19 protein-coding genes are annotated in these 25,848 nt (G+C 34.9%); 4 read left to right on the top strand and 15 right to left on the bottom strand.

Annotated elements, in window-relative coordinates:
• Positions 1-271, top strand: a 271-nt coding sequence (locus AABM59_RS08025) for a Bax inhibitor-1/YccA family protein (protein ID WP_338408445.1), incomplete at its 5' end; no start/stop codon positions are given.
• A 55-nt stretch (positions 272-326) separates the two neighbouring features.
• Here AABM59_RS08025 and dinB read toward each other — a convergent pair.
• Positions 327-1,409: a DNA polymerase IV gene (gene dinB / locus AABM59_RS08020; protein WP_338408444.1), complete on the bottom strand. Its 1,083-nt coding sequence runs from the start codon at positions 1,407-1,409 to the stop codon at positions 327-329.
• A gap of 129 nt (positions 1,410-1,538) precedes the next feature.
• Between dinB and AABM59_RS08015 the strand changes: the two genes are divergently transcribed.
• Positions 1,539-2,009: a CYTH domain-containing protein gene (locus tag AABM59_RS08015; RefSeq protein ID WP_338408443.1), complete on the top strand. Its 471-nt coding sequence runs from the start codon at positions 1,539-1,541 to the stop codon at positions 2,007-2,009.
• A gap of 3 nt (positions 2,010-2,012) precedes the next feature.
• On the opposite strand, the gene AABM59_RS08010 is transcribed toward AABM59_RS08015, so the two are convergent.
• The 8 genes from AABM59_RS08010 to uvrC all read right to left on the bottom strand — a co-directional run bounded on the left by AABM59_RS08010 (position 2,013) and on the right by uvrC (position 14,458).
• On the bottom strand, positions 2,013-2,546 hold the full coding sequence (locus AABM59_RS08010) for a septal ring lytic transglycosylase RlpA family protein (protein WP_338408442.1): 534 nt from the start codon (positions 2,544-2,546) through the stop codon (positions 2,013-2,015).
• Positions 2,547-2,622: 76 nt separating this feature from the next.
• Positions 2,623-3,045 (bottom strand): hypothetical protein, encoded by a 423-nt coding sequence (locus AABM59_RS08005; protein ID WP_338408441.1) that lies wholly within the window; start codon positions 3,043-3,045, stop codon positions 2,623-2,625.
• 99 nt (positions 3,046-3,144) lie between these two features.
• On the bottom strand, positions 3,145-5,832 hold the full coding sequence (locus AABM59_RS08000; protein ID WP_338408440.1) for a TonB-dependent receptor: 2,688 nt from the start codon (positions 5,830-5,832) through the stop codon (positions 3,145-3,147).
• Between the two features lie 323 nt (positions 5,833-6,155).
• Positions 6,156-7,829, bottom strand: a complete 1,674-nt coding sequence (pgi, locus tag AABM59_RS07995) for a glucose-6-phosphate isomerase (protein WP_338408439.1) — start codon at positions 7,827-7,829, stop codon at positions 6,156-6,158.
• A gap of 91 nt (positions 7,830-7,920) precedes the next feature.
• Positions 7,921-9,138 (bottom strand): peptidoglycan DD-metalloendopeptidase family protein, encoded by a 1,218-nt coding sequence (locus AABM59_RS07990; protein WP_338408438.1) that lies wholly within the window; start codon positions 9,136-9,138, stop codon positions 7,921-7,923.
• A 147-nt stretch (positions 9,139-9,285) separates the two neighbouring features.
• A complete protein-coding gene (locus tag AABM59_RS07985) occupies positions 9,286-10,062 on the bottom strand; it encodes a DUF3108 domain-containing protein (RefSeq protein ID WP_338408437.1) in 777 nt (258 codons plus the stop codon).
• A 347-nt stretch (positions 10,063-10,409) separates the two neighbouring features.
• A complete protein-coding gene (locus AABM59_RS07980) occupies positions 10,410-12,662 on the bottom strand; it encodes a patatin-like phospholipase family protein (protein WP_338408436.1) in 2,253 nt (750 codons plus the stop codon).
• Between the two features lie 2 nt (positions 12,663-12,664).
• Complete coding sequence (uvrC, locus tag AABM59_RS07975) at positions 12,665-14,458, bottom strand: excinuclease ABC subunit UvrC (RefSeq protein WP_338408435.1); 1,794 nt, start codon at positions 14,456-14,458, stop codon at positions 12,665-12,667.
• A gap of 113 nt (positions 14,459-14,571) precedes the next feature.
• Between uvrC and AABM59_RS07970 the strand changes: the two genes are divergently transcribed.
• On the top strand, positions 14,572-15,810 hold the full coding sequence (locus AABM59_RS07970) for a pyridoxal-dependent decarboxylase (RefSeq protein ID WP_338408434.1): 1,239 nt from the start codon (positions 14,572-14,574) through the stop codon (positions 15,808-15,810).
• Entirely contained in the window at positions 15,803-16,366 is a 564-nt protein-coding gene (locus tag AABM59_RS07965; protein ID WP_338408433.1) for a 5-formyltetrahydrofolate cyclo-ligase, read from the top strand. The genes AABM59_RS07970 and AABM59_RS07965 overlap by 8 nt, the downstream gene beginning before the upstream one ends.
• A gap of 47 nt (positions 16,367-16,413) precedes the next feature.
• Here AABM59_RS07965 and AABM59_RS07960 read toward each other — a convergent pair whose 3' ends face one another.
• The 6 genes from AABM59_RS07960 to gdhA all read right to left on the bottom strand — a co-directional run bounded on the left by AABM59_RS07960 (position 16,414) and on the right by gdhA (position 25,583).
• On the bottom strand, positions 16,414-17,022 hold the full coding sequence (locus tag AABM59_RS07960) for a lipoprotein signal peptidase (RefSeq protein WP_338408432.1): 609 nt from the start codon (positions 17,020-17,022) through the stop codon (positions 16,414-16,416).
• A gap of 79 nt (positions 17,023-17,101) precedes the next feature.
• Positions 17,102-17,482 (bottom strand): TraR/DksA C4-type zinc finger protein, encoded by a 381-nt coding sequence (locus AABM59_RS07955; protein ID WP_338408431.1) that lies wholly within the window; start codon positions 17,480-17,482, stop codon positions 17,102-17,104.
• Positions 17,483-17,489: 7 nt separating this feature from the next.
• Entirely contained in the window at positions 17,490-20,891 is a 3,402-nt protein-coding gene (ileS, locus tag AABM59_RS07950; RefSeq protein WP_338408430.1) for an isoleucine--tRNA ligase, read from the bottom strand.
• A 166-nt stretch (positions 20,892-21,057) separates the two neighbouring features.
• Positions 21,058-21,771: a DNA repair protein RecO gene (recO, locus tag AABM59_RS07945; protein WP_338408429.1), complete on the bottom strand. Its 714-nt coding sequence runs from the start codon at positions 21,769-21,771 to the stop codon at positions 21,058-21,060.
• 62 nt (positions 21,772-21,833) lie between these two features.
• On the bottom strand, positions 21,834-24,122 hold the full coding sequence (locus AABM59_RS07940; RefSeq protein WP_338408428.1) for a T9SS type A sorting domain-containing protein: 2,289 nt from the start codon (positions 24,120-24,122) through the stop codon (positions 21,834-21,836).
• A gap of 117 nt (positions 24,123-24,239) precedes the next feature.
• Positions 24,240-25,583, bottom strand: a complete 1,344-nt coding sequence (gene gdhA / locus AABM59_RS07935) for an NADP-specific glutamate dehydrogenase (protein WP_338408427.1) — start codon at positions 25,581-25,583, stop codon at positions 24,240-24,242.
• Between the last annotated feature and the right edge of the window lie 265 nt (positions 25,584-25,848).

Genomic DNA, 25,848 nt, shown 5'->3' with positions numbered 1-25,848 from the left:
CTACTACTTAATTTCTTGGCTGTTTTCAATGTTTACCAGTTTTGTCCCTGTTCATTACGGTAATTCGATGATGAGCATCGGTATCAGCGTTTTTGTGATTGTAATCGCAGCATTGAATCTTTTCTTGGATTTTGATCGAATCGAAAAAGGAGTGGAACAAAAAATGCCAAAATATATGGAATGGTTCGGCGCTATGGGCTTGATGATAACCTTGGTTTGGTTGTATATTGAATTTTTAAGATTGCTATCTAAACTTTCAAGCAGAAAATAAATAAGACACCTCTTTTTAAAATTTCAAAACCACGCTTTCCTGCGTGGTTTATTTATTAAAAAGCAAATTTCAATTGAACGACGACCGTCTTTTTCTCTTCTGTGTTTAAATTACTCAGAGATATTCCCAACAATCGAACGGAATCTTTCATCCGTTCCTGATACAAAAGCTCTTTTACGGTTTCTAAAATCAATACTTTGTCAGAAATAAAGTAGGGCAAAGTTTTACTACGGGTTTGTTGCGTAAAATCGCTGTATTTAATTTTCAATGTGATCGTTTTACCGGCGATACTGTGTTTCTTTAGTCTTTTTTCTAATAGGGTTGCGATTTTTTCCAACTGTTCCATCATAAAAATTTCGGAAGATAGATTGATGTCAAAAGTGTGTTCGGCGGCCACCGATTTCGTAATTCTATCTGATTTTACTTCACTGTTGTGAATGCCTCGCACCACGTTATAATAAAAATTTCCTGATTTTCCGAAATTTCTCTCCAAGAATTCCAATGATTTTCCTTTCAATTCCAAACCCGTAAAAATTCCCAATTGGTACATTTTTTCGGTGGTGACTTTCCCCACACCATAAAACTTTCGGATAGCTAACGTTTCTAAAAAAGAAACAACCTCATCTGGATTAACAGTTTTTTGCCCATTGGGCTTATTGTAATCGCTTGCTATTTTTGCTACAAACTTATTGACCGAAATCCCAGCCGAGGCTGTTAATCCAACTTCGTTGAGAATTCGCAATCTGATTTCCTGAGCCAATAAAGTCGCACTTGGGTTTCCCTTTTTGTTTGTCGTAACATCGAGATAGGCTTCATCAAGCGAAAGTGGCTCGACTAAATCGGTATATTCGTAAAATATCTTTCGGATTTTAACCGATATTTCGTTGTAACGCTCAAATCTTGGTTTAACAAAAATCAAATCAGGACAATTTTTTTTAGCCAAAACTCCGCTTATTGCACTTCGAACTCCAAATTTACGGGCTTCATAACTTGCCGCAGCAACAACGCCACGGTTTTCCGAACCGCCAACTGCAACAGGTTTTCCCCGCAATGTCGGATTATCCATTTGCTCTACTGAGGCAAAGAAAGCGTCCATATCGATGTGGATGATTTTTCTATTTGGATTTGTTTCGGGCATAGGGCAAATTTATGGAAAAAATTTACTCCAAGTTAATCGAAGATTTTTATACATTTGAAGAAGTAAATTACAACGGAAATATCAATAGATTGCTTTGCTTCGTGCCTCGCAATTCCTCGCAATGACAAAATGATAGAAATAGAAAGAAAATTTCTCGTGTCCTCCGATGCTTTCAAAAGAGAAGCTTTTACCCAAAACCGAATTACACAGGGCTATTTGAGCTCCGTTCCAGAACGAACCGTTAGGGTTCGAATAAAAGGAAATAAGGGATTCTTGACTATAAAAGGGGTCTCAAATGAATCCGGCCTGTCGCGTTTTGAATGGGAGAAAGAAATTCCAATAGATGAAGCAAAAGAATTATTGAAATTGTGTGAAAAAGGGGTAATTGACAAAACCCGTTTTGAAGTAAAAGTAGGGTCTCACATTTTTGAAGTGGACGAATTCTACGGTGAAAATGAAGGTTTGATTGTAGCCGAAGTCGAACTTGGTTCAGAAACCGAAACTTTCGGAAAACCAATCTGGCTTGGAACAGAAGTCACCCATGACAAACGATTTTATAATTCTTATTTGAGCAAGAGTCCTTTTACAAAATGGAAGTAAATATTATTCTAGTATTTCGATGTTTACCATCATAACTCCAATTCCTTTATTTTTTGCAATATCCATAAAAGCGCGTTTAGAGAGGTCGATTTCTCGTGATTTTACAAATGGTCCTCTGTCAATAATTTCAACGATTACTGATTTTCCACTGTCGATATTGGTGACTTTTACCTTGGTTCCAAAAGGAAGTTTTTTATGAGCCGCAGTGTATTTATTGTTGTCAAATTTTCTTCCGCTTGCTGTTTTTCTACCATTAAATTTATCAGCATAATAAGAGGCACGTGCCTCTTTTTTAAACAATTTTCCTTTTCCAATTGATAAGGTGTCTAAAACGATCCCTTGATTAATAAAAATTGTTTTTTTATTGTTCGCTGTGTCTTTTAACAAGGAAGGCTTTTCTTGGTTTACAACAAGAATCGTGTTTTTTTGGACGCTGTCTCTTTTAGCCAAGATCTTTTGCTTTTCCTTAGTCGTAGATTGGCCACTTGCAAAATTCACAATTATAAAAGAAAGTAAAAGAATGAAAATGTTTTTCATTTATGTGATTTTGAATTCGATTTGGAGGAACTAGAGCTTGATAAAAAAAGTCCTAAAAAGGACTTTTTACTGTTTTTTAGAACCACAAACCCCAGGGAATTTTGCTCAAAATGAGGATTAATCCCAGTCCATAATAAATGGAAAAAATTTGGAATTTAGATGCACTTGTTGTTGATTTTTTATGCTTCATCCAGCCAATGGTAATCAAAGTAATCCCAATGATATTCATCAACGGATGTTCTAATGAAGTTAATCGTAAAGTAGCGTCCTTCATTTGTCCTAATGAAGACAAACCTAAAGGAGAAACAAAATAAACGATTAAACCAATTAATAATTGGGTATGAATGGCAACCAAGCCAAACAGTGAAATTTTCCGGTCTCTTTCAGTAAATTCTTTTTTGGAAACCAACCCAACAAGTGAATTGACAACCGCAATTACTAATACTAAAAATGCTAAATAAGCCCAGCCAGAATGCAATTTTTGAATGATTTCGTACATAAATAAGTTTTTTGATTTAACAAATATAAATAAAAAAAGCATAAAAAAAAGGCATCGCGCTAAAAGCGGATGCCCTTTTTATAGTATTGAAATTATAGTTTAGAAATTGTAACGAACACTAAAGTTCCAAGTTCTTCCAAAACCAAAGTAAACTTGGTTTGTAACATTTACTCCATTGTAATTTGTACTTGTAGGAGTAGCAAAATTATTAGTTCTTGATTCAGAAATATAAACATCATCCAAAACATTGTTTATATTTAATCTAAAGTTTACTGAATTTCTGTTTTTACTAGAAAGCATCTTGTATGAAAAACCAACATCCATCAAACCATATGAAGGCAATTCTAAAGTACCAGTGTTTACTTCAGTAGTAAATTTTGAAGCGTCGATTGAAGCATATAATTTTTGTGCAACTCTGTAGTTTGCATCAATGCTTACTCTTTCAACCAATTCATATTTAGCACCAATGCTTGCGGTTGTTTGTGCAGCATCACCCACTTTTAAACCGTCTAAATATAAAGTCTTAGCTGTTCCGCCAACTGGGGCATTATTTGCATCATATCTATTACTGATAGAGTTTCCGCTGTAATTCCAGTCCCCAACAGAGATCATTGCGTTAATGTTTAATTTAGGCATTGGTCTTGCGTTCATTTCTAACTCAACACCAGAGTGAATTTCAGTAATTCCTGTGTAATCATAATATCCACCTATGTTATCAGCTGAAGAATCGCCAGCTCTTTGGTATCTATCTTTCCAAGATGTATAATATATGTTTAATTTAGCATTAAACATTCTTGAACTAAAACCATATCCTGCTTCTAAACCTAGTATTTTTTCATTGGTTAAGTTATCACCAACTATAGATTTATTGTTTGGATACACTGCATTGAAATTGGGTTGTTTTGAATAATATCCTGAATTGAAAAACACATTTTGTTGTTCGTTGATATTATAGTTAACTCCTCCTTTTACATTTCCTCCTAAAATATTTTCAAATTCTGTTTTGTATAGCGGATCGGTTTTTAAATATATGAAAGTATCCTCTCTTTGAAACCCTTGTTGAGAAACGGCTCCTTGGAAAAAAGCAGAAAGATTGTCATTTGAATACTCTAATTGGGTAAAGGCTCCCAACCATCTTACATAACCATTGTTGTTATATTCGATTTTTTCTTGGTCTTTAATATTTGTCCATGGATTCAAACTTGGTGTAGCTGAATAAGTCTGTAACAAAGTTCTATTTGGATTATTGATGTCTTTATTGTCAAAATACGCATCGGCTCCCAATCTGTCGTTAATCATTCTATAGTGGTAACCAGCATAAGTTCTTGCATCAACACCAAAATCAAGTGTTAATCTATCGCTTAATTTTGTATTCAAATCAATTACAGTACCGTACCAATTGTGAGAGTTCATTGAAGCTCTTCTAGTAAACCCTGTGCTTCTATTGGTTATATAATCCCCATTTGCGTTTTTAGAAAGAGGTGCTCCAATACTATTAGCTTGTCCTGTGTTATATTTAACAAATTCATCAAAAGGTAGTAAACCATCAGCTGTTTTGTATGAAGCAGAATAAGGGCTTTTACCAATACTTCCTGTTCCTCCACCACGACCCCATGAGCCATAGAATACAGATGATAATTTGGTTTTTTCACTGATTTTATAATCCCAGTTAAGAGACATTACTGGTTTGTGATAGAAATTTTTAGCCAAAGAATATTCTTCTCCGTTTTTGTATCCCCAGTCAGAACTGTATTTGATGTTTGGTTTGCCATCAGTTCCATATTTCAAGTATTCAGAAATTGGATTTGCAAAACTTCTTTGATTGTGCCATTGCGGCGCACCTGTAAAAGTAAATTGAAAATCATTCTTGTCATTTATTTTATACCCTAAAGCGATAAAATAATTTTTGCCTTCAAATTTAGTTCCGTCAGCATATCCATTTCCGGTTGTAGAGCTTAACAAAACAGAAGCAGATAAACCATTTTCCATGATTCCCGTATTGTAAGACGCTTGTGTTTTTAAGTAATTGTCGTTTCCAAGACTAGTTGAAACAACTCCGCCTTCTTTCATTTCAGATGTTCTTGTTACAACATTGATAGTTCCTCCTACAGAAGAAATAGCTAGTTTAGAAGAACCCAAACCTCTTTGAACTTGCATAGCAGACGTTACGTCAGACAAACCCGCCCAGTTACTCCAATAAACAGCTCCGTTTTCCATATCATTTACTGGAACCCCATTAATCATAACCGCTACGTTTCTTTGGTCGAAACCACGAATGTTGATTCTTGAATCTCCAAAGCCACCCCCTTGTTTTGTTACATAAACTGAAGGTGTATTTGCTAAAATTTCAGGAAATTCTTGACTTCCTAATTTTTCTTGAATTTCTGATGCTTTAATTGTAGAAACAGCTACAGGCGTTTTTCTGTCTTTTGCAACATCTATAACTCCAGATGTTACCACAATTTCTTCTAATTCATTTGAATTAGCAGTCAGAACTATTGTTCCTAAATCTGTTGTAGCTCCATTTGAAACCACGAACTTAATTGTCTTTGCGGCATAACCTATAAAAGAAATAACCAATTCTCCAGCGCTAGTTGTAGCGTTAATTGAGAATTTTCCATCAATATCTGATGCTGCACCGGCTTTAACTCCTTTAACGGCAACATTTGCACCAGGTAAAGAGTTTTGACCATCGGTGATTTTTCCCGTGATTTTTCCTTGAGAAAACACCGTCGAAACTACCATAAATAGTAATCCAGAGAGTAACCAATTTTTCATTGTTTTCATTGTTCTTTTGTTTATTAGTTTTGGCAAAAATCTAACATTTTATCAATAATAATGTTAAGGAAATGTTAATAAAATATTTTTTAATAAAACAGTGTTAATAAAATATCGTTTTTTATTTGCAGTTTGTTAATAAAAAAAACAGTCATGTGGTTAATTTTCAAAGAATTATAAATAAAATAGGATTATTGCCATGGTTAATAAATAATGCCAAAAAAAACTTAAATTAAAAAAAACATCTTAAGTTTTATACAAAAAATCTTAATTTCATTGTAAAATAAAAGGTCTAAACATATAGGTGTTATAATATTCTAAAGTCGTGGGGTTTATTTTTTATTTAAAAAGTGGTTTAATAAAAATGTTGTTGAACTATCGTGTTGATTTACGGTTTTAGACCCGAGAGCTCTGCTCGAACTGGCGAAGCAATGTATTTCATCAAGAATTGAATCGGCTAATTGTTTACCAAGTTCTACACCCCATTGGTCATAACTAAAAATATTCCAGATAATTCCTTGTACGAAAATCTTGTGCTCATATAAAGCAACTAAAGATCCTAGGGTTTTTGGTGTCAATTTTTCGATTAGAATTGTATTTGTAGGCTTGTTTCCGTTAAAAACTTTAAAAGGCAAAAGAAATTCCGCTTTTTCTGCAGCAAGTCCTTGTTTGTTAAATTCAGATTGAACTTGTACTGCCGTTTTTCCGTTTAATAATGCTTCAGTTTGGGCAAAAAAGTTAGACATCAACTTATTGTGATGGTCTTCGTTTCCGTATAACGGCTTTATAAATCCAATAAAATCCGTAGGGATCAACTTAGTTCCTTGATGAATTAATTGAAAAAAGGCGTGTTGCGAATTAGTACCCGGTTCTCCCCAAATTATTGTTCCGGTTTGATAATTAACCGGATTTCCATCACGACCAATGCTTTTTCCATTGCTTTCCATGATGCCTTGTTGCAAGTAGGGAGCCAGTTTTTGTAAATATTGAGTATATGGAATTAATGCCTCACTTTCAGATCCAAAAAAGTTGTTGTACCAAATGCTTAGCAAAGCCAATACCACTGGGATGTTTTCGTCAAAAGACTCGGTTTTGAAATGATTGTCCATTTCATTGGCTCCAGACAATAATTCATCAAAATTATCATAACCAACAGCCAAACTAATTGAAAGACCAACGGCACTCCAAAGTGAAAAACGACCACCAACCCAATCCCACATTGGAAAAATAGTGTCGGGGTTTATACCAAATTCAGTAACTTTTTGAATATTGGTCGAAACCGCCACAAAATGTTTGGCAACATCTTCTTGCTTTGCGGATTGTAAGAACCATTTTCTTATGGTTTCGGAATTGGTCAAGGTTTCTTGCGTGGTAAATGTTTTAGAAACAATAACAAAAAGGGTTGTCTCTGGATTTAATTTTTTGATAATCTCGTTTACGTGATCGCCATCCACATTCGACACGAAATGAAGGTTCAAATGATTTTTATAAAACTGCAAAGCTTCAACAACCATTGCGGGCCCAAGGTCTGAACCTCCAATTCCAATATTTACTATATCTGTAAATGCTTTTCCTGTAAATCCTTTTCTTTCACCGTTTACCACTTCGTTTGTGAAGTTTTTTACTTTGTTCTTTACCTCAAAAATTTCAGGGATTACATTTTCTCCGTCAACTTTTACATTTGATAATGATGGTGCGCGCAAAGCGGTATGCAAAACCGCCCTGTTTTCAGTTTGATTAATGATATCGCCCTCAAAATATTTTGCAATTGCCTCTTTTAATTGCATTTCGTTTGTCAATTCAAGAAGCAACTTCATCGTTTCTTTGTTGATAATATTCTTTGAATAATCGACTACGAAATCATTCCATTGTATATGAAATTGTGCTGTTCTTGTGCTGTCCTCTTTGAACATTTCCTTCATTGAAGCATTCTGCATTTCCTTAAAATGATTCTGAAGTTTTAACCAAGAGGTTGTTGTTGTTGGATTTATATTTTGCAACGCCATTATGTATTGATTCTTGTATTTGATTAATTTTTTCGTTTTTCGAAGTGTAAATTTACACTATTAGTTTTTAAATAAGAGCCGCTTTTTTGGTCTATAAATTTGCAACACTGTCCAATTCTCTTTTCAAAGGTTTCATTTGAGTCATAAAGCGGGGTAAGTTTTTCTTGTCCATTGGTTGGGAATTGGGTAGTTTTAGTTTTAAAGCATCAACTTGCACTCCGTTTTTCCAAAATCGATAACATACATGCGGTCCTGTTGCTAGCCCTGTGCTTCCTACTTTTCCTATGACACTACCTTGAGTAACTTTTTGTCCTCTTCTAACTAAGATTTTTGACATATGTAAGTATTGTGTCGAGTATGTTTTGTCGTGTTTTACTTTTACGAAATTTCCATTTCCTGCCGAGTATCCGGTTTGTTCTACAATCCCGGCCGCAGTAGTCATGATTGAGGTTCCAGTTGGCGCAGCATAATCTGTTCCTTTGTGCGCTTTCCATCTGAGTTGCACAGGATGAAATCTGTTTTTAGTAAAATGCGAAGTGATATTTACAAATTTAAGTGGCGCTTTAAGGAAGAAATTCTTAAGTGCTTTTCCACTATCATCATAATAATCTAGTTTGACGGAATTTGGGTTTTGTGCAAAAGGGAATGCATAAATTAATTTTCCTCTATACTCAAAAAAAGCGGCTTTTAAGCTATCAACGCCATCATAAATGGTGTCGTCTATATATCTTTCGGTAAAAGTAACGGCAAATTTATCTCCTTTTTGTAATTTAAAAAAGTCGATTGACCAGGCATATACTTTTGTCAATTTATCAGACAAAGCTGCATCAACTCCTTGTTTGTTTAGTGCTTGAGACAAAGATCCGTCTAATTTTCCGGCAATTGTTCTTTGTTTAATACTGATGGGTCTAGCTTTTTTATATACCAAGACAGAATCTCTCAAATCAATAACATAATAATTAACCCTATCTGGTTGATAAACAATAGCTCGTAACTTTTTGTAACGGTCTTTTGATCTTATAAAAGTAAATGCTTTTCCTATTCTAACGTTTCTTACGTTAAAACTGTCTCTTGCCTTTTCGATAATGGTATAGATTTTTTTATCTCCAAGATTTTGGTTTTCAATAATACTGCCAAAAGTGTCTCCTTTTTTTATCGTGTCGTTTAAAATGTTAAAATCATTGGATTTGAATCCGAATTGTTCTATTTCGGTTCGCGGCTTTTCTTCTGGGGTTAAGTTAACTGAATCTGAATTTTTACAAGAAAACAGTATTAATACGATGATTAACGCAAAGTGTGTGTTTTTCAAAAAGTGTAAATTATGCAATTAAATTATTTTTTTAAATCAAAATCTCTCATAATTCTAAAATATGAAAGATCACTTTCGGGGTTTGATTATTTTTTAGCTCAGTTTTTGCTTTATACTGTTCAAAAAACCGTTTCCGAATTGATGTTATTATTGAATATGTTTTATTATAAATGGATTTTTTAACCCTTTAAAAGCGTCCAAGTCGGCCTTGATTGATCCTACTGCTAGATTGGCTTTTATTCGAACTGGTAATTTGTTGTCATCGTCTGAAATCCATATGGTTAAACTTTCTTGCTCTTTAAAAACGCGCCCAGATTGTACTAACGGCCTAAAGATCATTGTCGAAATAACTCCAAATTTAGTTGTAATATCTTCACGACCTATAAATTTTAACTTAAATTTTGTGGTTTCATCATCAAAAAACATGTCAATAGCGATGAATTCCCCTTGTTTTATTTTATCAATACTTGGATGATTTCGCAAATAATAAAAGGACGACATAATATCTTGAGTGTTTTTCGGGATGTCAAGCGTTTTTTCGGTTTTGTTTTTATAATCTTTCACAAGAATTTTATTTTCTAATTGATTAAAAAAACCCTCTTGGCTTTTGGTATAACCCCCCTCGTCGATTTTCCTTAGATACTGATAAGGATTTCTTGTTTCCTTGTCGATATAACTTTCGTAAAGATCATCTACTTTAAAAAAAAATCGAGACATTCCTGTTGTGTATCCCTTGCCCACAACGCGAAAAACTTTTCGTTTGTTTATAAAAGCTTCTTTTACCTCCATAGTTGCATAGCCTGCATTTATAAATCCGTAATGAATTCTAAATTTAAACCATTCGCCCACATCATAAGTGTCTTCTTTTTGGGAATCAAAACTTACAATAGTAACAAATAGAAATAGTAGAATTATTTTTTTCATTTTTGGGTTATTTTTGGGCTGCAGATACAAATTTTGTTCCAAATGTATTAAAACAAAAAAACTCAGTCAAATAATGACTGAGTTTTTATGCTATTAACTAACCAAAAATTATAAATCTTTAAAATTTATATGAATTTAAAGAAGGAAACCACCCCTTCCTGTTTTCGAGTACAAAGATAATCAACATCTTATTTTTTTTTAATGAAAAACAAAGTTTAACATAACATTTGTATGGGTTTGATTCAAAACGGTTTATTTTTTCACATAGTATAAAAAAAAGACACTTTTACTGTATTACTCGCATTTCTTTTATTTTTATAAAACAAAAGACATCGGGTTTTTGTAAATTAAAACCAAAACCCAAGACTGAACCAAGTATATCCTGTTTTGTTTTCAGGCGACCACGAATGTTTAATTTCTAATGGCCCAACAATGGTTTCCAGACCATAACCGATAGCATAACCCGAATGCTTTGGAAGCGAAAACCAATCCATAGATTGAAAAAGATCGTCCTTTATGTTAGCATAATTTGCCGTAAAATTCAAGTGGTTTTTTTTAAAAATTTCACAATCAATAGTTGCAGAAGATTTTAAATAACTATTTGCCGCTAAACTTAAAAAATCATAGCCATAAAAATGTTTGATATTATCTACTGTATTGTACCCATACCCTCCCAAAACAAAATTAAAAAAGGACACGCTTTGTCCTCCTAGAGCAAAACCACCTTCGGTTTGAACCTTAAGGGCTGTTTTTTTGAAAAGGGTTATCGCTATTCCTAAATCTGCTTTTGCAATAGAAAATGGGGTGAATTGTTTCGTGTAATTTGAGGAAAATAGATAGGACTGAAAGTCGCCTGAAAAGTACCAGCCTGTTTTAGGAAAGTATTTATTGTCGAAAGAATCGTATTTAACATACCCAAAAGCGCTAACGTAATCACTTTTATCAATAATAGGAGCTATACTTGTAAGCGTTTCTGACCGAATGTCTAAAAATTTAAGTTCGACTCCCAACCCTAATGTAAATTTTTGCGTGAGCATAGTCTGTAAATAGGCTTGGTTCGTTGAGTCTGAAAAATCCACGTTGATGGAGTTTATATTAAAAGCAGCTAAGTTTAATCCTGCTATTTCTTTAGTCACATTTTTATTAAATTTATTAAATTGGGATTTAAACCCAAAACTCCAATAAAATCCGTTGTCAATATAATAATCTAAATTATATCTAAAATTGTCCCCTAGAACGAAATCCAAGGAAGTAATGTCGTTTTTAAAAAATATTTTTTTATGGGTTAAATTTACTAAGACCCCACTTTTAAACAAGTCATCATAATGCAGCCCAAATTTCAAAAATGTCTTGCTCGTACTTTCCATTAAGGTTAATATTAAATCATCTTTTGAATTATTGTCTTCTAATGAATAGTTTATGGCACTAAAATTTTGAGTGGCGTTTAGATTGTCTATTCCTTCTTTTAAATCGGCATAGCTAATGTTGTCACCTGCTTCAAAAGGTAATTTTCCTTTTACATACAATGAAGTGTGGTTTTTCAAATTGTTTACAACAATCTTATTTATGTGAAGGCTATCAACTTGTGGTTTTAAATTATTCTTTTCAAAACTTTCTTTGTTTCCATATTTCTGTAACTTTTCATATACGGCAAAAGCGGCTTCTTCGCCTTTTCTAATAATTTCTTCGCCTTCGCTAAATGATATTATTCCGTAATCTTTGATGTCTGGTTTTATGTAAATATCGGTGCCATTTATTTTTGGTGCCATTTTTACTATCGTTTGAAAAGCTGAAATCTGCCCCAATATCTTAGTTGCGTCAGTTAGTTCATTTCGATCTAGTAAACCATCTTGAACATCCACGCCAATAATAATGTCAGCACCCATTTTTCTAATTTCTTCTATTGGATAATTATTAACCACACCGCCATCTACAATAAATTTTCCGTCAATTTCTACGGGAGAAAACAAGGAAGGAAATGCAGAACTGGCAATCATCGCATGGGCTAAATTGCCACTATCTAAAACAACTTGTTCTCCGGTTTCTATATTGGTGCCAACACATAAAAATGGAATTTTCAATTTATTAAAATCCCTTATGTGCCTTACACTTCTTGTAAGAGTAGTTAATAAATTGTAATTGTATATTCCTTTCGAAAGTGCCTCGGGGATACCAACTTTAAATTTATTGAAAGGCAAAACAACTGCGTACAACTCATCGTTTCTTTTTTCGTAGAAGTTTTTAGAAGCTCTAGGAGTAAAATCCTGAAGTAATTCATCAAAATTAGTTTTTCTAAAAATGGAATCAATTTGAGAGGCGCTATATCCCACCGCATAAAGTCCTCCAATAACGGATCCCATACTGGTTCCGCCAATGTAATCAATTTTAATTCCTGCTTGTTCCAAAACTTTCAAAACACCAATATGCGCAAATCCCTTAGCGCCACCACCACTTAAAACCAGTCCTATTTTTGGTCTTTTGATAGTATCTTGAGCTATTAGAGCAAAAGGCAAAAGGCAAAAGGCAATACACAATGCCTTGAAAACAAAATTACTCTTGCCTTTTGCCTTTTGGCTGTTTTCTAATGCCTTATTCAACATAATTATTCTTTTTTGTAAAAGTCGGTAATTTTTTTGGCTTTTGACAAACCTATAACGTCAGAAATTTCTTTTTCTGTAGCTAAGTTCAATCTTTTAACACTTTTGAAATGTTGAATTAAAGAAAGCATCGTTTTTTCTCCAATTCCCGGAATACTTTCTATCGAAGAATTGAGCGCCGATTTACTCCTTTTGTCCCGATGAAATGTTATTCCAAAACGGTGTGCTTCATTCCGCAATTGTTGAATTACCTTCAATGTCTCCGATTTTTTATCTAAATATAAAGGAATCGAATCGCCGGGATAAAACAATTCTTCCAGCCTTTTTGCAATTCCAATTATGGCAATTTTACCCCGCAAACCTAATTCATCAAGGCTTTTCAATGCTGATGACAGTTGCCCTTTACCACCATCAATGATGATAAGCTGCGGCAAAGGCTCGTTCTCGTCTAATAATCGTTTGTATCGTCTATACACCACTTCTGTCATTGAAGCAAAATCATCAGATCCTTCGACTGTTTTTATATTGAAATGGCGGTAGTCTTTTTTGCTGGGTTTTCCGTCTTTAAACACCACACAAGCTGCCACGGGATTAGTTCCTTGAATATTCGAATTATCAAAACATTCAATATGACGTGGTTCAACTGGCAAACGTAAATCTTTCTGCATTTGTGCCATAATTCTATTCGAATGTCTTTCTGGATCTACAATTTGAAGTTGTTTTAATTGTTCGATTCTATAAAATTTAGCGTTGCGAATTGATAAATCCAAAATTTGCTTTTTGCCGCCTAATTGCGGAACGGTGACTTTTATACTTTCGCCTAAATCAACCCCAAATGGAACAATAACTTCTTTCGACAATAATTGAAAACGTTCCCGCAGTTCGATAATCGCCAACTCCAACAATTCTTCGTCGGTTTCGTCCAGTTTTTTTTTGAGTTCCATTGTGTGGGAACGAATTATCGAACCATGGGAAATTTGCAAAAAATTTACAAAGGCAGCGCTTTCGTCAGAAACTATCGAAAATACGTCAATATTTGTGATTTTTGGATTAACAATCGTAGAACGCGATTGGTAATTTTCGAGAACTTCAATTTTTTCTTTTATTTTTTGCGCTTCTTCAAAATGCATTGCCTTGGCCAAATTAGCCATCAGTTTTTTGAAATCTTTCATGCTTTCCTTAAAATTTCCTTTCAGAATTTCACGAATAGCATCCACTTGTTTTTGATAATTTTCCAAAGTTTCAAGGCCTTCGCAAGGCCCCTTGCAATTGCCAATATGATATTCCAGACAAACTTTAAATTTTCCGCTTTCGATATTCGATTTACTCAAGTCAAAATTACAAGTTCGCAGCGGATACAGCTCTTTTATTAATTCTAAAATGGTATTCACGGTCTTAAAATTAGTGTAAGGACCATAATATTCAGAGCCGTCCTTGACAAATCTTCTGGTTGAAAATATTCGTGAAAAGGGTTCTTTTTTGATGCAAATCCAAGGATAACTTTTGTCGTCACGCAACAGGACGTTGTAGCGTGGTTGAAGCGTTTTTATGAGATTATTTTCAAGCAAAAGCGCATCAGTTTCAGTGGGAACAACAATGTGTTTTATAGTTACAATTTTCTTGACCAGCACATTCGTTTTTGCTGTGTCGTGGATTTTATTGAAATAGGAGGAAACTCTTTTCTTTAAATTCTTGGCTTTGCCCACATATAAAATAGCACCTTCCTTATCATAATATTGATACACGCCGGGACCATCGGGCAGGGTTTGAATTTGAAGTTCGAGAGTTGGGTTATTCATCTAACAAAGTTAATCTGAAAAACACGAAGTTCCAAATTCAGAAATAGTATAAACCTAACGATTATGATCTTTATAAAGATTTATAAAATTACCTTTGTAAAAATATATTAGCAATGATTTACTGGAAGAAACTTTCGCAAGAAGAACGAAAAAATAGAATCCAAAAGGCACTAGGGGAAAATGTGAATTATTCAAAAGATGCTTCCCTGGGGTATCCCGCTTCAAAACTAGATGGAAAAGTATTCAATGACGACGCTCCATTTTTAAAGGATGCCCCCGTTTTACGGACTTATGTGGCAAACCCAAATCATATTGGATGCCATACTTTAGGATCTTCCGAAAGCGCATTCAAAGGAACCCAAGAAATGGAACGCGAAGTATTAAATGTTCTTGCGGTCGATGTTTTTAAAGCCCAGCCAGATTCGATTGATGGTTATATTTCTCCTGGCGGAACCGAGGCAAACATTCAGGCGATGTGGATGTATCGCAACTTTTTTATGTACAAAAAAGAAGCTAAATTAGATGAAATCGCCATTTTAGCTTCGGGAGACACCCATTATTCCATTCCGAAAGGAGCTAATGTTTTGATGCTGGATTTTATAAAAATACCTGTTTCTTTTGAAAAACGAGAAATTGACAAGGCGGAGTTAGAAAACGAAGTTATAAAAGCAAAACAAAACGGGAAAAAATATTTTATTGCGGTTGCTAATATGGGAACAACTATGTTTGGTTCTGTTGACAATCCCGAAGATTATACTTCTATTTTAGAAAAACACAATTTAGAATACAAACTACATATTGATGGTGCTTACGGCGGTTTTGTGTATCCGTTTAGTAACCAAAAATTCACCATTAATTTCAGTAATTCAAAGATAAGTTCTATTACCATTGATGCCCATAAAATGCTTCAATCGCCGTATGGAACCGGTGTTTTTATTTGTCGAAAAGGACTTGTTGAAAACGTTTTGACTAAGGAAGCCGAATATGTCGAAGGAATGGATTTAACTCTTTGCGGAAGTCGTTCTGGCGCAAATGCCGTCGCAGTTTGGATGATTTTGTTTACGTATGGCCCGTTCGGCTGGTTCGAAAAAGTGAGCGTTTTACAGATGCGAACCCGGTTTTTGTGTCATGAACTCGACAAATTGAATATCAAATATTTCAGGGAGCCTTTTATGAATATTGTGACCATTCAATCAAAACATATTCCTGAGGAAATTGCTAAAAAATTTGATTTAGTACCCGAGCAGCATAATGACAACAACAAGTGGTACAAAATTGTACTCATGGATCACGTCGAGGTGCAACATTTGACAACGTTTATAAATGAATTGAAATTAATTAGCAATGTTTAAAAAAGAGTTAAGGCTAAAGTACAAAGTCAAAAGGCAAGAATTAAGCGATACTGAAGTCGAAAATTTTAGTTTGGCTATTGCCAATAAAGTACTAAAGCTTCCCATTTGGGAGAAAACCTATTTCCATGTTTTCCTCCCAATTACCGAACAAAAAGAAGTCAACACCGAATTTATATTGCATTTGCTTGCCGGAAAAGACAAGGAAATCATCATGTCAAAAAGTGATTTCCAAACCCGAAAAATGATCCATTTCCTTTTGACGGATAACACCAAAATTAAGAAAAACAAATATAATATTCCCGAACCCGTTGATGGATTAGAAGTGCCAACCAGAAAAATTGAAGTGGTTTTTGTACCACTTATGGCTTATGACAATGCTGGACATCGTACCGGCTACGGCAAAGGATTTTATGACAAATTTCTAGCAGAATGCAATTCAGAGATCATTAAAGTTGGGCTGTCCTTCTTTGAACCAGATGCAATCATTCAAGATGTTTTTGAAAACGACGTGAAACTCAATTATTGCGTAACTCCAAATGGGGTTTATGAATTTTGATTCTAGATCCAGAATAACGGTGGCAAATCGTTACTGTTAATAAGTTCCTAATAATGATGGTGAAATGCCTTCTTATTGAAAACCAATAAAATCCCAACACCTGTAGAAATCGCCATATCGGCAATGTTAAAAATAGCATTGAAGAATTTAAAATGCTGTCCGCCCCAAATAGGCATCCATTCTGGCCAGTTTCCTTCGAATAAAGGAAAATACAACATATCAACCACTTTTCCGTGAAACCAAGTTCCATAAGGTTTATCTGTAAATAAAGTGGCTAAATGACCGTAGCTGTCATCGAAAATTACCCCATAAAAAACAGAATCAATGATATTCCCAAAAGCGCCTGCAAGAATCAAAGCAATCGCAACAATCAGATAGTTCGAGCTGTGTTTTCTTTCGATAGAATCCCAAAGCCAATAGCCAATTCCTGTTACGGCAACCAAACGAAAAATCGTAAGAAACAACTTGCCATAAAGTCCTGGAATCACTCTTCCCCAGGCCATTCCTTCGTTTTCTATCAATAGGATTTTGAACCAACTGGTAATATCAATTTGTCCGCTTTCGCCATAAACAAAATTAGTCTTGATGTATATTTTAGAAAATTGGTCAACAATTAATAGGATAAAAACTATCAGATAAGCTTTTCGTAATGTCATTTTATGAATTTTAATCGCGCATAATAATGTTTAAAAAAAAACGCCCCAAACAGAGCGTTAATTGTTTAATAAAATAGAATTATCGTTGCATGTTTTTAGCTTCGATACTCATTGTAGCATGAGGAACAATCAACAATCTGTCTTTGTTTATTAATTTCCCAGTGACTTTACAAACGCCATACGTCTTGTTTTCTACACGGAAAAGAGCATTTTTCAAATCACGTATGAACTTCTCCTGACGGATTGCCAATTGTGAATTAGCTTCCTTAGACATAGTTTCGCTTCCTTCTTCAAACGCTTTGAAAGTAGGCGAAGTATCGTCGGTTCCGTTATTTAAATCGTTCATATAAGCACTTTTGATTAAATTTAAATCGGATTGTGCTTTGTTAATTTTTTTAAGTATAAGCTCTTTGAACTCGGCTAAATCAGCGTCTGAGTATCTTGCAATTTCATCTGTCATTTTCTAGTTATTTTGTGATTGCTATTTTAGTTTTTATTTCGTCGAATTCTATTTCGGTTCCATCAATTATGAAATCTTCAAAAATTAATATTTCAGTTAATGTTTCTGATTTAATATACTCCTCATTTGCCTTTACGGCTTTTTCCAACTCAGAATTTTTTTGCAAATGTACTTTAATTTTATTAGTAACTTCAAATCCTGAATCTTTTCTTATATTCTGAATTCTGTTTACCAATTCTCTTGCAATTCCTTCTTCTTTTAATTCCTCAGATATCGTGATATCAAGCGCGACTGTTATTCCGTTTGAGTTGGCAACCAACCAACCCTCAATATCTTGCGAAGAAATTTCCACATCTTGCAATGATAAATTTATACTATTTCCGGCAATTACAAGCGACAGGCTTTCTTCTCTCTCCAATTGATTGATTTTTTCTTGAGATAATTGTTGTATCTCTATGGAAATCAGGTTTATATCTTTTCCAAATCGGGGTCCAAGCGCCTTAAAATTGGGTTTAATTTGTTTCACCAAAATCCCGGAAGCGTCGTCTAAAAGCACTATTTCCTTAACGTTAACTTCCGCTTTTATCAAATCGGAAACCGCCTCTATTTCCGCTCTAAACCCTTCGTCAAGTACTGGGATCATTATCTTTTGCAATGGCTGACGAACCTTAATCATTTCCTTTTTTCGAAGAGATAAAACCAATGATGAAATGGTCTGAGCTTTCTGCATTTTACTCTCCAACGATTTATCAACAAAGTTTCCAACATATTTTGGGAATTCTGCCAAATGTACGCTGTCAAATTTTTCGGATCGTGTTGTCAACGTTAAATCTCTATAAAGCTTGTCCATAAAGAACGGGGCAATAGGCGCACCGAGTTTACTAATGGTCAATAAGCACGTATATAAAGTCTGGTAAGCCGCAATTTTGTCCTGTGCATATTCGCCTTTCCAGAAACGACGACGACACAAACGAACATACCAATTACTCAAGTTTTCACTCACAAATTCAGAAATAGCACGAGCCGCTTTTGTAGGTTCATAATCTGCATACGCCTCATCAACCACTTTTATCAATGTGTTTAATTCAGAAATAATCCATTGATCAATTTCTGGTCTTTCGTTTAACGGAATTTCCGCTTCGGCATAGGCAAATTTATCGATGTTAGCATACAACGCAAAGAAAGAATAAGTGTTGTATAATGTTCCAAAGAATTTGCGTCGAACCTCAGCAATTCCTTCCAAGTCAAATTTCAAGTTGTCCCAAGGATTCGCATTCGAAATCATATACCAACGCGTAGCATCGGGGCCATATTCATTTAATGTTTCGAAAGGATCAGCTGCATTTCCTAGACGTTTAGACATTTTTTGTCCGTTTTTATCCAATACTAAGCCGTTTGAAACCACGTTTTTATAGGCTACTTTATCAAAAACCAAAGTTCCAATGGCGTGCAACGTATAAAACCAACCTCGCGTTTGATCGACTCCTTCGGCAATAAAATCAGCGGGGAAGTCTTTGTTTTCTTCAATCTTGTCTTTATTTTCAAAAGGATAATGCCATTGAGCATAAGGCATGGCGCCAGAATCAAACCAAACATCAATTAAATCGGCTTCGCGTTTCATAGGTTTTCCAGAAGCAGAAACCAAGATGATTTCATCGACAACATTTTTGTGCAAGTCGACCAAATCATAATTTGCTTCATCCATATTTCCAATTTCGAACCCTTTGAAAGGATTTTCCCTTTGGAAACCAGCGGCGATTGATTTTTCGATTTCGTTGTATAATTCTTCGACAGAACCAACTAGAATTTCTTCGGTCCCCTCTTCATTTCTCCAAATTGGCAATGGAATTCCCCAAAAACGAGAACGCGATAAATTCCAATCATTGGCGTTTTTCAACCAATTCCCAAAACGCCCTTCACCAGTTGATTTTGGTTTCCAGTTGATAGTTTCATTCAATTCGAACATTCTGTCGCGAACTTTTGTAATTTCTATAAACCAAGAATCTAACGGATAATATAAAATTGGCGTGTCAGTTCTCCAGCAATGTGGATAACTGTGTACGTATTTCTCTACTTTGAAAGCTTTATTTTCTTCTTTTAACTGGATTGCAATTTCCACATCTATCGAGCGTTCTGGCTCTTCGCCTTCAGTGTAATATTCATTTTTAACATATTTCCCAGAATAATTACCTAAACCCTCGATGAATTTTCCTTGCAAATTGACCAATGGAACAGGGTTTCCATTTTCGTCTAAAACTAACATTGGAGGCACTTCAGGAATAGCTTCTTTAGCCACTTTTGCATCATCTGCCCCAAAAGTTGGTGCTGTGTGTACAATTCCTGTTCCATCTTCTGTAGTCACAAAATCTCCTGAAATTACTCGGAAAGCATTTTCTGGATTTTGATATGGCAAAGTAAATGGCAATAATTGCTCGTAACGAATTCCAACTAAATCAGAACCTTTACATTCGGTCAAGATTTGATATGGAATTTTCTTGTCGCCTTCCTTGAAGTTTTGAAAATCAGTTGGCCCTGTACTTTCAAAAAATCCTTTTCCAAATTGTTTTCCAACTAAGTTTTTAGCCAAAACTACATTCGAAGGTAAAAAAGTATATTGATTGAATGTTTTTACTAAAACATAATCAATTTTAGGCCCAACAGTCAATGCGGTATTTGAAGGTAAAGTCCAAGGCGTTGTCGTCCAGGCCAAGATATGAATATCCCCAAAACCTTGAAGAGAATTTGGTAACGTTTCAGATAAAGCTTTGAATTGCGCCACGACCGTCGTATCCGAAACATCTCTATAACTCCCAGGTTGGTTCACCTCGTGTGACGATAATCCTGTTCCTGCTTTTGGAGAATACGGTTGAATGGTGTACCCTTTGTACATCAAATCCTTGTTGTAGATTTGTTTCAAAATCCACCAAACGGTTTCCATATACTTGGATTTGTAGGTGATGTATGGATCTTCCATATCTACCCAATACCCCATTTTTTCGGTCAAATCGTTCCACACATCGGTGTAACGCATCACGGTTTTTTTGCAAGCTTCGTTGTATTCTTCTACGGAAATTGTTTTTCCAATGTCTTCTTTGGTAATGCCCAATGCTGCTTCTGTTCCAAGTTCTACCGGTAAACCGTGCGAGTCCCAGCCTGCTTTACGCTTTACTTGGAATCCTTTTTGAGTTTTGTAACGGCAAAAAATATCTTTAATAGCACGTGCCATCACGTGGTGAATTCCCGGCAATCCATTTGCCGAAGGCGGTCCCTCAAAAAATACGAAAGGTGGGTTTCCTTCGCGAGTGCTTACGCTTTTCTCGAATATGTTTTCTTTTTTCCAAAAATCAAGTACTTCTGATGCCACAGATGGTAAGTCAAGTCCCTTGTATTCAGTAAATTTAGTGCTCATTTTATCCTTATCTTTAATCGTGGTGCGAAAGTAATAAAATTATGTTGAAAGCCGAAAGTTGAAGGTCGAAAGTTATTGACTTGGACGATTTTTTAATCGCAAATTTTACGAATTCACACCAATTTTTCATATTCATGAAAATTTATGGCATTTGTAGCCAATCATTTCAAGAAAATACGGCGGCCAAAACTTCCAAGGATTTTGGCTTTCTGAAACCGTCTAGATGAAAAGAAAAATAGTCAATCAGGATTTTCAAAACGATTTGTCTTTCGATAACATGGAAGGTTTTATGGTCGTTGTCGAATTTCAAAGGAATGAGTTTTTTAAAGAGATTGGTTTCGTGTTCCGTGAGTGAACCAATGCCGTGAAATGGGGTAAAAACACCTTCATTTATGTCGAAAAAGGGAAATTCTATCTCGGAAATATCAGGATAAAAACCAAGGTATTTCGTGATTTCGAGCATTAAAATCAAATGGAAATTCGCCGTTTCATCGTGATTGTCAAGCCAAAACAGTGCCGTTTCCAAAAAGGCAAAAAGATGTTCGTTCTTCTCCTCTTCGTGAATGGAATGGTGCAGGATTTCCGAAATAAACATTACAATTGTGCTTTTGAAAATATCAGAATGGATCGTTAGAAAAGGTATCGCGATTTTGATTTCCTTGAAGTTCTCCAATGTTCCTTTGTTTTTGTGAACGGCTTCGATTTCGAGAATGGTCAATGGTTGGAAATAGGCGATTTTCTGATTTGATTTTCGAGAGGAAAAAGCATCTCTAACAAAATAGGACTTCAAACCATTAGATTGTGTAAAGCATTTTACAATCAAGCTTTTCTCTTGGTATTTGAGGGAAGAAATGACGATGGCTTTGGTTTTAACTAACATTTTAATTATGAATTATGAATTACGAAATTACGATTTTAAATTCGTAATTTGGAATTCGCAATTTACCTAATTATCATTACTTTTTTGACTTTGGTTTCAATCCCATCTTGCGCCGAAATAAAAATCATGTACACTCCTGAGGCTACTTTATACTTCCCAAATACAGTGGTGTCCCATTCTATTGTTCCACCCTCGGAAGCGGTTTCGTAAACCAAATTCCCTTCAATATCGGTGATTTTTATAGTAGCTTTATCCAGCAGCCCTGCGATTTTTACAGTTCCTTCATATTCCGGTCGCACTGGATTTGGATATACATATACATTGTTTAAATCCTCATTGGCAGCAGTTGCATTTCCTTTGAAAGAAACCAAACCTTTGGACGTAGCAATAAAAACTTCCCCCGTCAGGTTATTAATGTCGATGTCGTTTATTTCATTACTTGGCAATGGTGAATTATACTTTGTAAAGTGGTACTTGGTTTCCTGTCCGTTTGGCGAGACTAAAAATATCCCTGAATCTAATGTTCCAATCCATTTGTTATTGGCTCCATCTACAACAATGTCCGTAATGAATTGCTCATACATTAATTCTTGTGCAAGACCATTGTCTAAAATAATGATAGAATTGGTTGTCATTTGATCTTCGGTCAGGAAGCTACCGATATTTGACAACACTCTCAAACCTTTTGTGGTTCCTATCCACAGTTGGTTCCTTGTGTCTACTGCTAAAGCTCTAACATCGGTTGTGGGTAAATTTCCTTTATCGGCCCCCGAAGTTGTTTTTTTAAATTTATTGATAGATTCATTATAACTTATCAAACCATCAATATTTGTACACCACCATTTGGTGTTATTTTTATCAATTATCATTCGTCCCATACTGGTATCTATACTTTTATTTAAAATGCCGTCCAATGAAAAACTTTGCCACTGCCCATCAACTTTAAGAACTTTTAATCCATTTTGAATAAGGCTATTATTCATCCATAAATTTCCGGATTTATCAAATACTGCTCCATTTATTCGTATGTCATTATGGTATCCTGGAATAAATGAAATCTCTTCTAATCCACTATTTGTTTGATTGTATAAAATAGATGGGGTGTCGTTTTCAATCTTTAACAAGCCTGAAAAAAAGGAACTGGCATACACTTCGTTTTCATCATTTGGATTCACGGTAATTCTGGATATTGATTTAGCTCCAAATACTTTTTCATAAGGAATATTGAGCCAGCCCAAATCACTAAATTTACTTATCCCATAACTGTCCAATGGATACGGATTGTAAAACACGTTATAATCCCCATAAACCGCCCAAAGTGAAGTTGAAGTGGCTTGAAGTGCAAAAATATTGTTTCTTGATGGTCCAGTTGGTGTGATGTTTTCAAAAACTGAAGAAACGGATATTGTGCTTGTTATCAATCCGTTCTCTTTCGTTCCAATATAAACGACATCACCAATACTTGTTGCGCAGGTAAAACCAGAAGTAATTCCTGTAATTTGATTGCTGTTTATTTGGCGTAAAATTCCCATTTGTGCATTGTAAATATTCACACTGTTTGCCGTGGTAATTGTCAAATAATTTGCTGTTGCCCTCATATCGACAGCAGTTTGCGTAAGTTGTCTATATGCTACAAAAGAATTAGAAATTGCATTGTATTTATGAATATATCCATTAGTATTGATAGCTATAAGTTCCGTGCCGAAAGCCTCCACACTTGACCAACTTCCTATGGCAATTTGTGTCCACTGCTTATAATCGATCAGGTTTTTACTGGTAACATCTGCTCTTCTGACGCCATCAATTGTAGCTGCATAAATGTAACCATTCAATACGGCGGTTTGCGTAACACTGATTTCCGCTCCAGTATTACCTATAAAATAGGTGTCTCCAAACAACATTGTGGTTAAATTGAATTGAACAATCCCAAAATCACAAGAAACATAAACAATCCCATCGTATTCCATAAAATGATTGATTTTTTTCATATTCGAGGGAAGTTGCTTATTGATGATATCAACGATGTTTAACATGGTGCCGTCGGCTTCGTTGATTGCTATCATCAACCCATTTTCATAGCCAACAACTGTCTTATTAAACGTTTTGCTATAATATAAAGAGGAGATTGTTTCTCCCGAAAGTCCATCAATGGTGTTTGTGGTTTTTATTTGGTTTGTGGTTATGTTCTTTGAAAACAACGCATTTTCTGAAGCGGCAAAAATTGTGTTTGGGGATTCGGATAAATCTTTGATTTCATTGTAAGAAAAATAGCCTTGCCACAACAGGTTGCTTTGGGAAAACCCCATCTGGATAACCGTTAGAAACACAAAACACAAAAGCCTTTTTTTCATTATCTGTATAAATAGGAGTTCGCAAATATAATACAAACGAAAGTAACGGAATTTTGTTATATGAAAAACGCCTACAATCGTAATGAAAATAGGCGTTTTTATTTTAATTTAAAAGGATTATACTACTCCTTGAGCGATCATGGCGTCAGCCACTTTTACAAATCCTGCAATATTTGCGCCTTTTACGTAATCAACATAGCCGGTTTCGTCAGTTCCGTATTTTTTACATTGATTGTGAATTCCAACCATAATATCTTTTAATCTCTGATCTACTTCTTCGCTAGACCAGTTTAAACGAATAGAGTTTTGGGTCATTTCAAGTCCTGAAGCGGCAACACCACCGGCGTTGGCTGCTTTTCCGGGTGCAAAAAGAATTTTCTCATTCAGCAAATATCTAATTGCATCTAAAGTACAAGGCATATTAGCCGCTTCGGTAACACAAATAGTACCGTTTGCAACTAATTTTTTAGCATCGTCCTCATTTAATTCGTTTTGTGTAGCGCAAGGAATAGCGATATCCGCTTTAACTTCCCATACGCTTTTTCCTTTATGAAAAACTGCATTTGGATATTTCTCTATGTACATTTCGGCTCTATTGTCTCCACTAGCTCTCATATCAAGCATAAAATCAATTTTTTCTCCAGAAATTCCTTCAGCGTCGTAAATATACCCATCAGGTCCAGAAATTGTTATAAGTTTTCCTCCCAATTCATTTACCTTTAAGGCTACGCCCCAAGCAACATTTCCAAACCCAGAAACAGCAACGGTTTTTCCTTTAATTCCCTGTCCTATTGTTCTAAGCATTTGCTCTGTGAAATATACCACACCATATCCAGTAGCTTCAGGCCTTATTAACGAGCCTCCGTAAGCAATTCCCTTTCCTGTTAAAACTCCGGTGAATTCATTTCTAATTCTTTTGTATTGACCAAATAGGTATCCTATTTCTCTTGAACCAACACCAATATCACCAGCGGGAACATCGATTTCTGGTCCAATATGACGACATAATTCCGTCATAAAAGATTGACAAAAACGCATTACTTCTCCGTCTGATTTGCCTTGAGGGTCAAAATCCGAACCTCCTTTTCCACCTCCCATAGGAAGTGTTGTTAAACTGTTTTTAAATACTTGTTCAAAAGCAAGGAATTTAAGTACTGACAGATTAACTGAATTATGAAATCTGATTCCTCCTTTATAAGGTCCAATTGCCGAATTCATCTGAATTCTAAACCCTCTATTCACTCTGATTTCGCCTGAATCATCAACCCAAGTGACGCGAAAAGTTATAGTTCTTTCTGGTTCTGCAATTCTAAGAAGGATGTGCTTTCCGTCGTATTTTCTTTGCGTGGCTATAAAAGGGATAACCGTTTCGGCAAATTCCCTAACAGCTTGAATAAATTCAGGTTCGTTGGGGTTTTTTGACTCAACTTGAGTCATGAAATTATTAATTTTGTCTTCCATTTTTGAAATATATTATTCAATCAAAGTTAATATTAATCGTTTACTTAACCAAAGTAATTCTTTTTAAGAAAACGTTTTCGTAATTGTTTGCAAATATACATCATATAAGAATATTTACATGTGATTTTATAAATTCTTCCTGCAATTTTATTCTTTTTATAAATGCTGAAATGGTTTTATTTAAAACCAATCGTATTTATATAAAAAAACAAAAAAAATATGTTTTTTTATATAATATGACTCTAACTCGGCATCTTTGAGTCTT

This window comes from uncultured Flavobacterium sp., from assembly GCF_963925185.1.
Lineage (GTDB): Bacteria > Bacteroidota > Bacteroidia > Flavobacteriales > Flavobacteriaceae > Flavobacterium.
Note: the sequence above shows the minus strand (reverse complement) of the source record. Positions and strands in the feature narration are given on the sequence as shown.

Coding starts and splice junctions, on each gene's coding strand:
- dinB (WP_338408444.1), bottom strand. CDS start 1,409: ATGCCCGAAACAAATCCAAATAGAAAAATCATCCACATCGATATGGAC.
- AABM59_RS08015 (WP_338408443.1), top strand. CDS start 1,539: ATGATAGAAATAGAAAGAAAATTTCTCGTGTCCTCCGATGCTTTCAAA.
- AABM59_RS08010 (WP_338408442.1), bottom strand. CDS start 2,546: ATGAAAAACATTTTCATTCTTTTACTTTCTTTTATAATTGTGAATTTT.
- AABM59_RS08005 (WP_338408441.1), bottom strand. CDS start 3,045: ATGTACGAAATCATTCAAAAATTGCATTCTGGCTGGGCTTATTTAGCA.
- AABM59_RS08000 (WP_338408440.1), bottom strand. CDS start 5,832: ATGAAAACAATGAAAAATTGGTTACTCTCTGGATTACTATTTATGGTA.
- pgi (WP_338408439.1), bottom strand. CDS start 7,829: ATGGCGTTGCAAAATATAAATCCAACAACAACAACCTCTTGGTTAAAA.
- AABM59_RS07985 (WP_338408437.1), bottom strand. CDS start 10,062: ATGAAAAAAATAATTCTACTATTTCTATTTGTTACTATTGTAAGTTTT.
- AABM59_RS07980 (WP_338408436.1), bottom strand. CDS start 12,662: ATGTTGAATAAGGCATTAGAAAACAGCCAAAAGGCAAAAGGCAAGAGT.
- uvrC (WP_338408435.1), bottom strand. CDS start 14,458: ATGAATAACCCAACTCTCGAACTTCAAATTCAAACCCTGCCCGATGGT.
- AABM59_RS07970 (WP_338408434.1), top strand. CDS start 14,572: ATGATTTACTGGAAGAAACTTTCGCAAGAAGAACGAAAAAATAGAATC.
- AABM59_RS07965 (WP_338408433.1), top strand. CDS start 15,803: ATGTTTAAAAAAGAGTTAAGGCTAAAGTACAAAGTCAAAAGGCAAGAA.
- AABM59_RS07960 (WP_338408432.1), bottom strand. CDS start 17,022: ATGACATTACGAAAAGCTTATCTGATAGTTTTTATCCTATTAATTGTT.
- AABM59_RS07955 (WP_338408431.1), bottom strand. CDS start 17,482: ATGACAGATGAAATTGCAAGATACTCAGACGCTGATTTAGCCGAGTTC.
- ileS (WP_338408430.1), bottom strand. CDS start 20,891: ATGAGCACTAAATTTACTGAATACAAGGGACTTGACTTACCATCTGTG.
- recO (WP_338408429.1), bottom strand. CDS start 21,771: ATGTTAGTTAAAACCAAAGCCATCGTCATTTCTTCCCTCAAATACCAA.
- AABM59_RS07940 (WP_338408428.1), bottom strand. CDS start 24,122: ATGAAAAAAAGGCTTTTGTGTTTTGTGTTTCTAACGGTTATCCAGATG.
- gdhA (WP_338408427.1), bottom strand. CDS start 25,583: ATGGAAGACAAAATTAATAATTTCATGACTCAAGTTGAGTCAAAAAAC.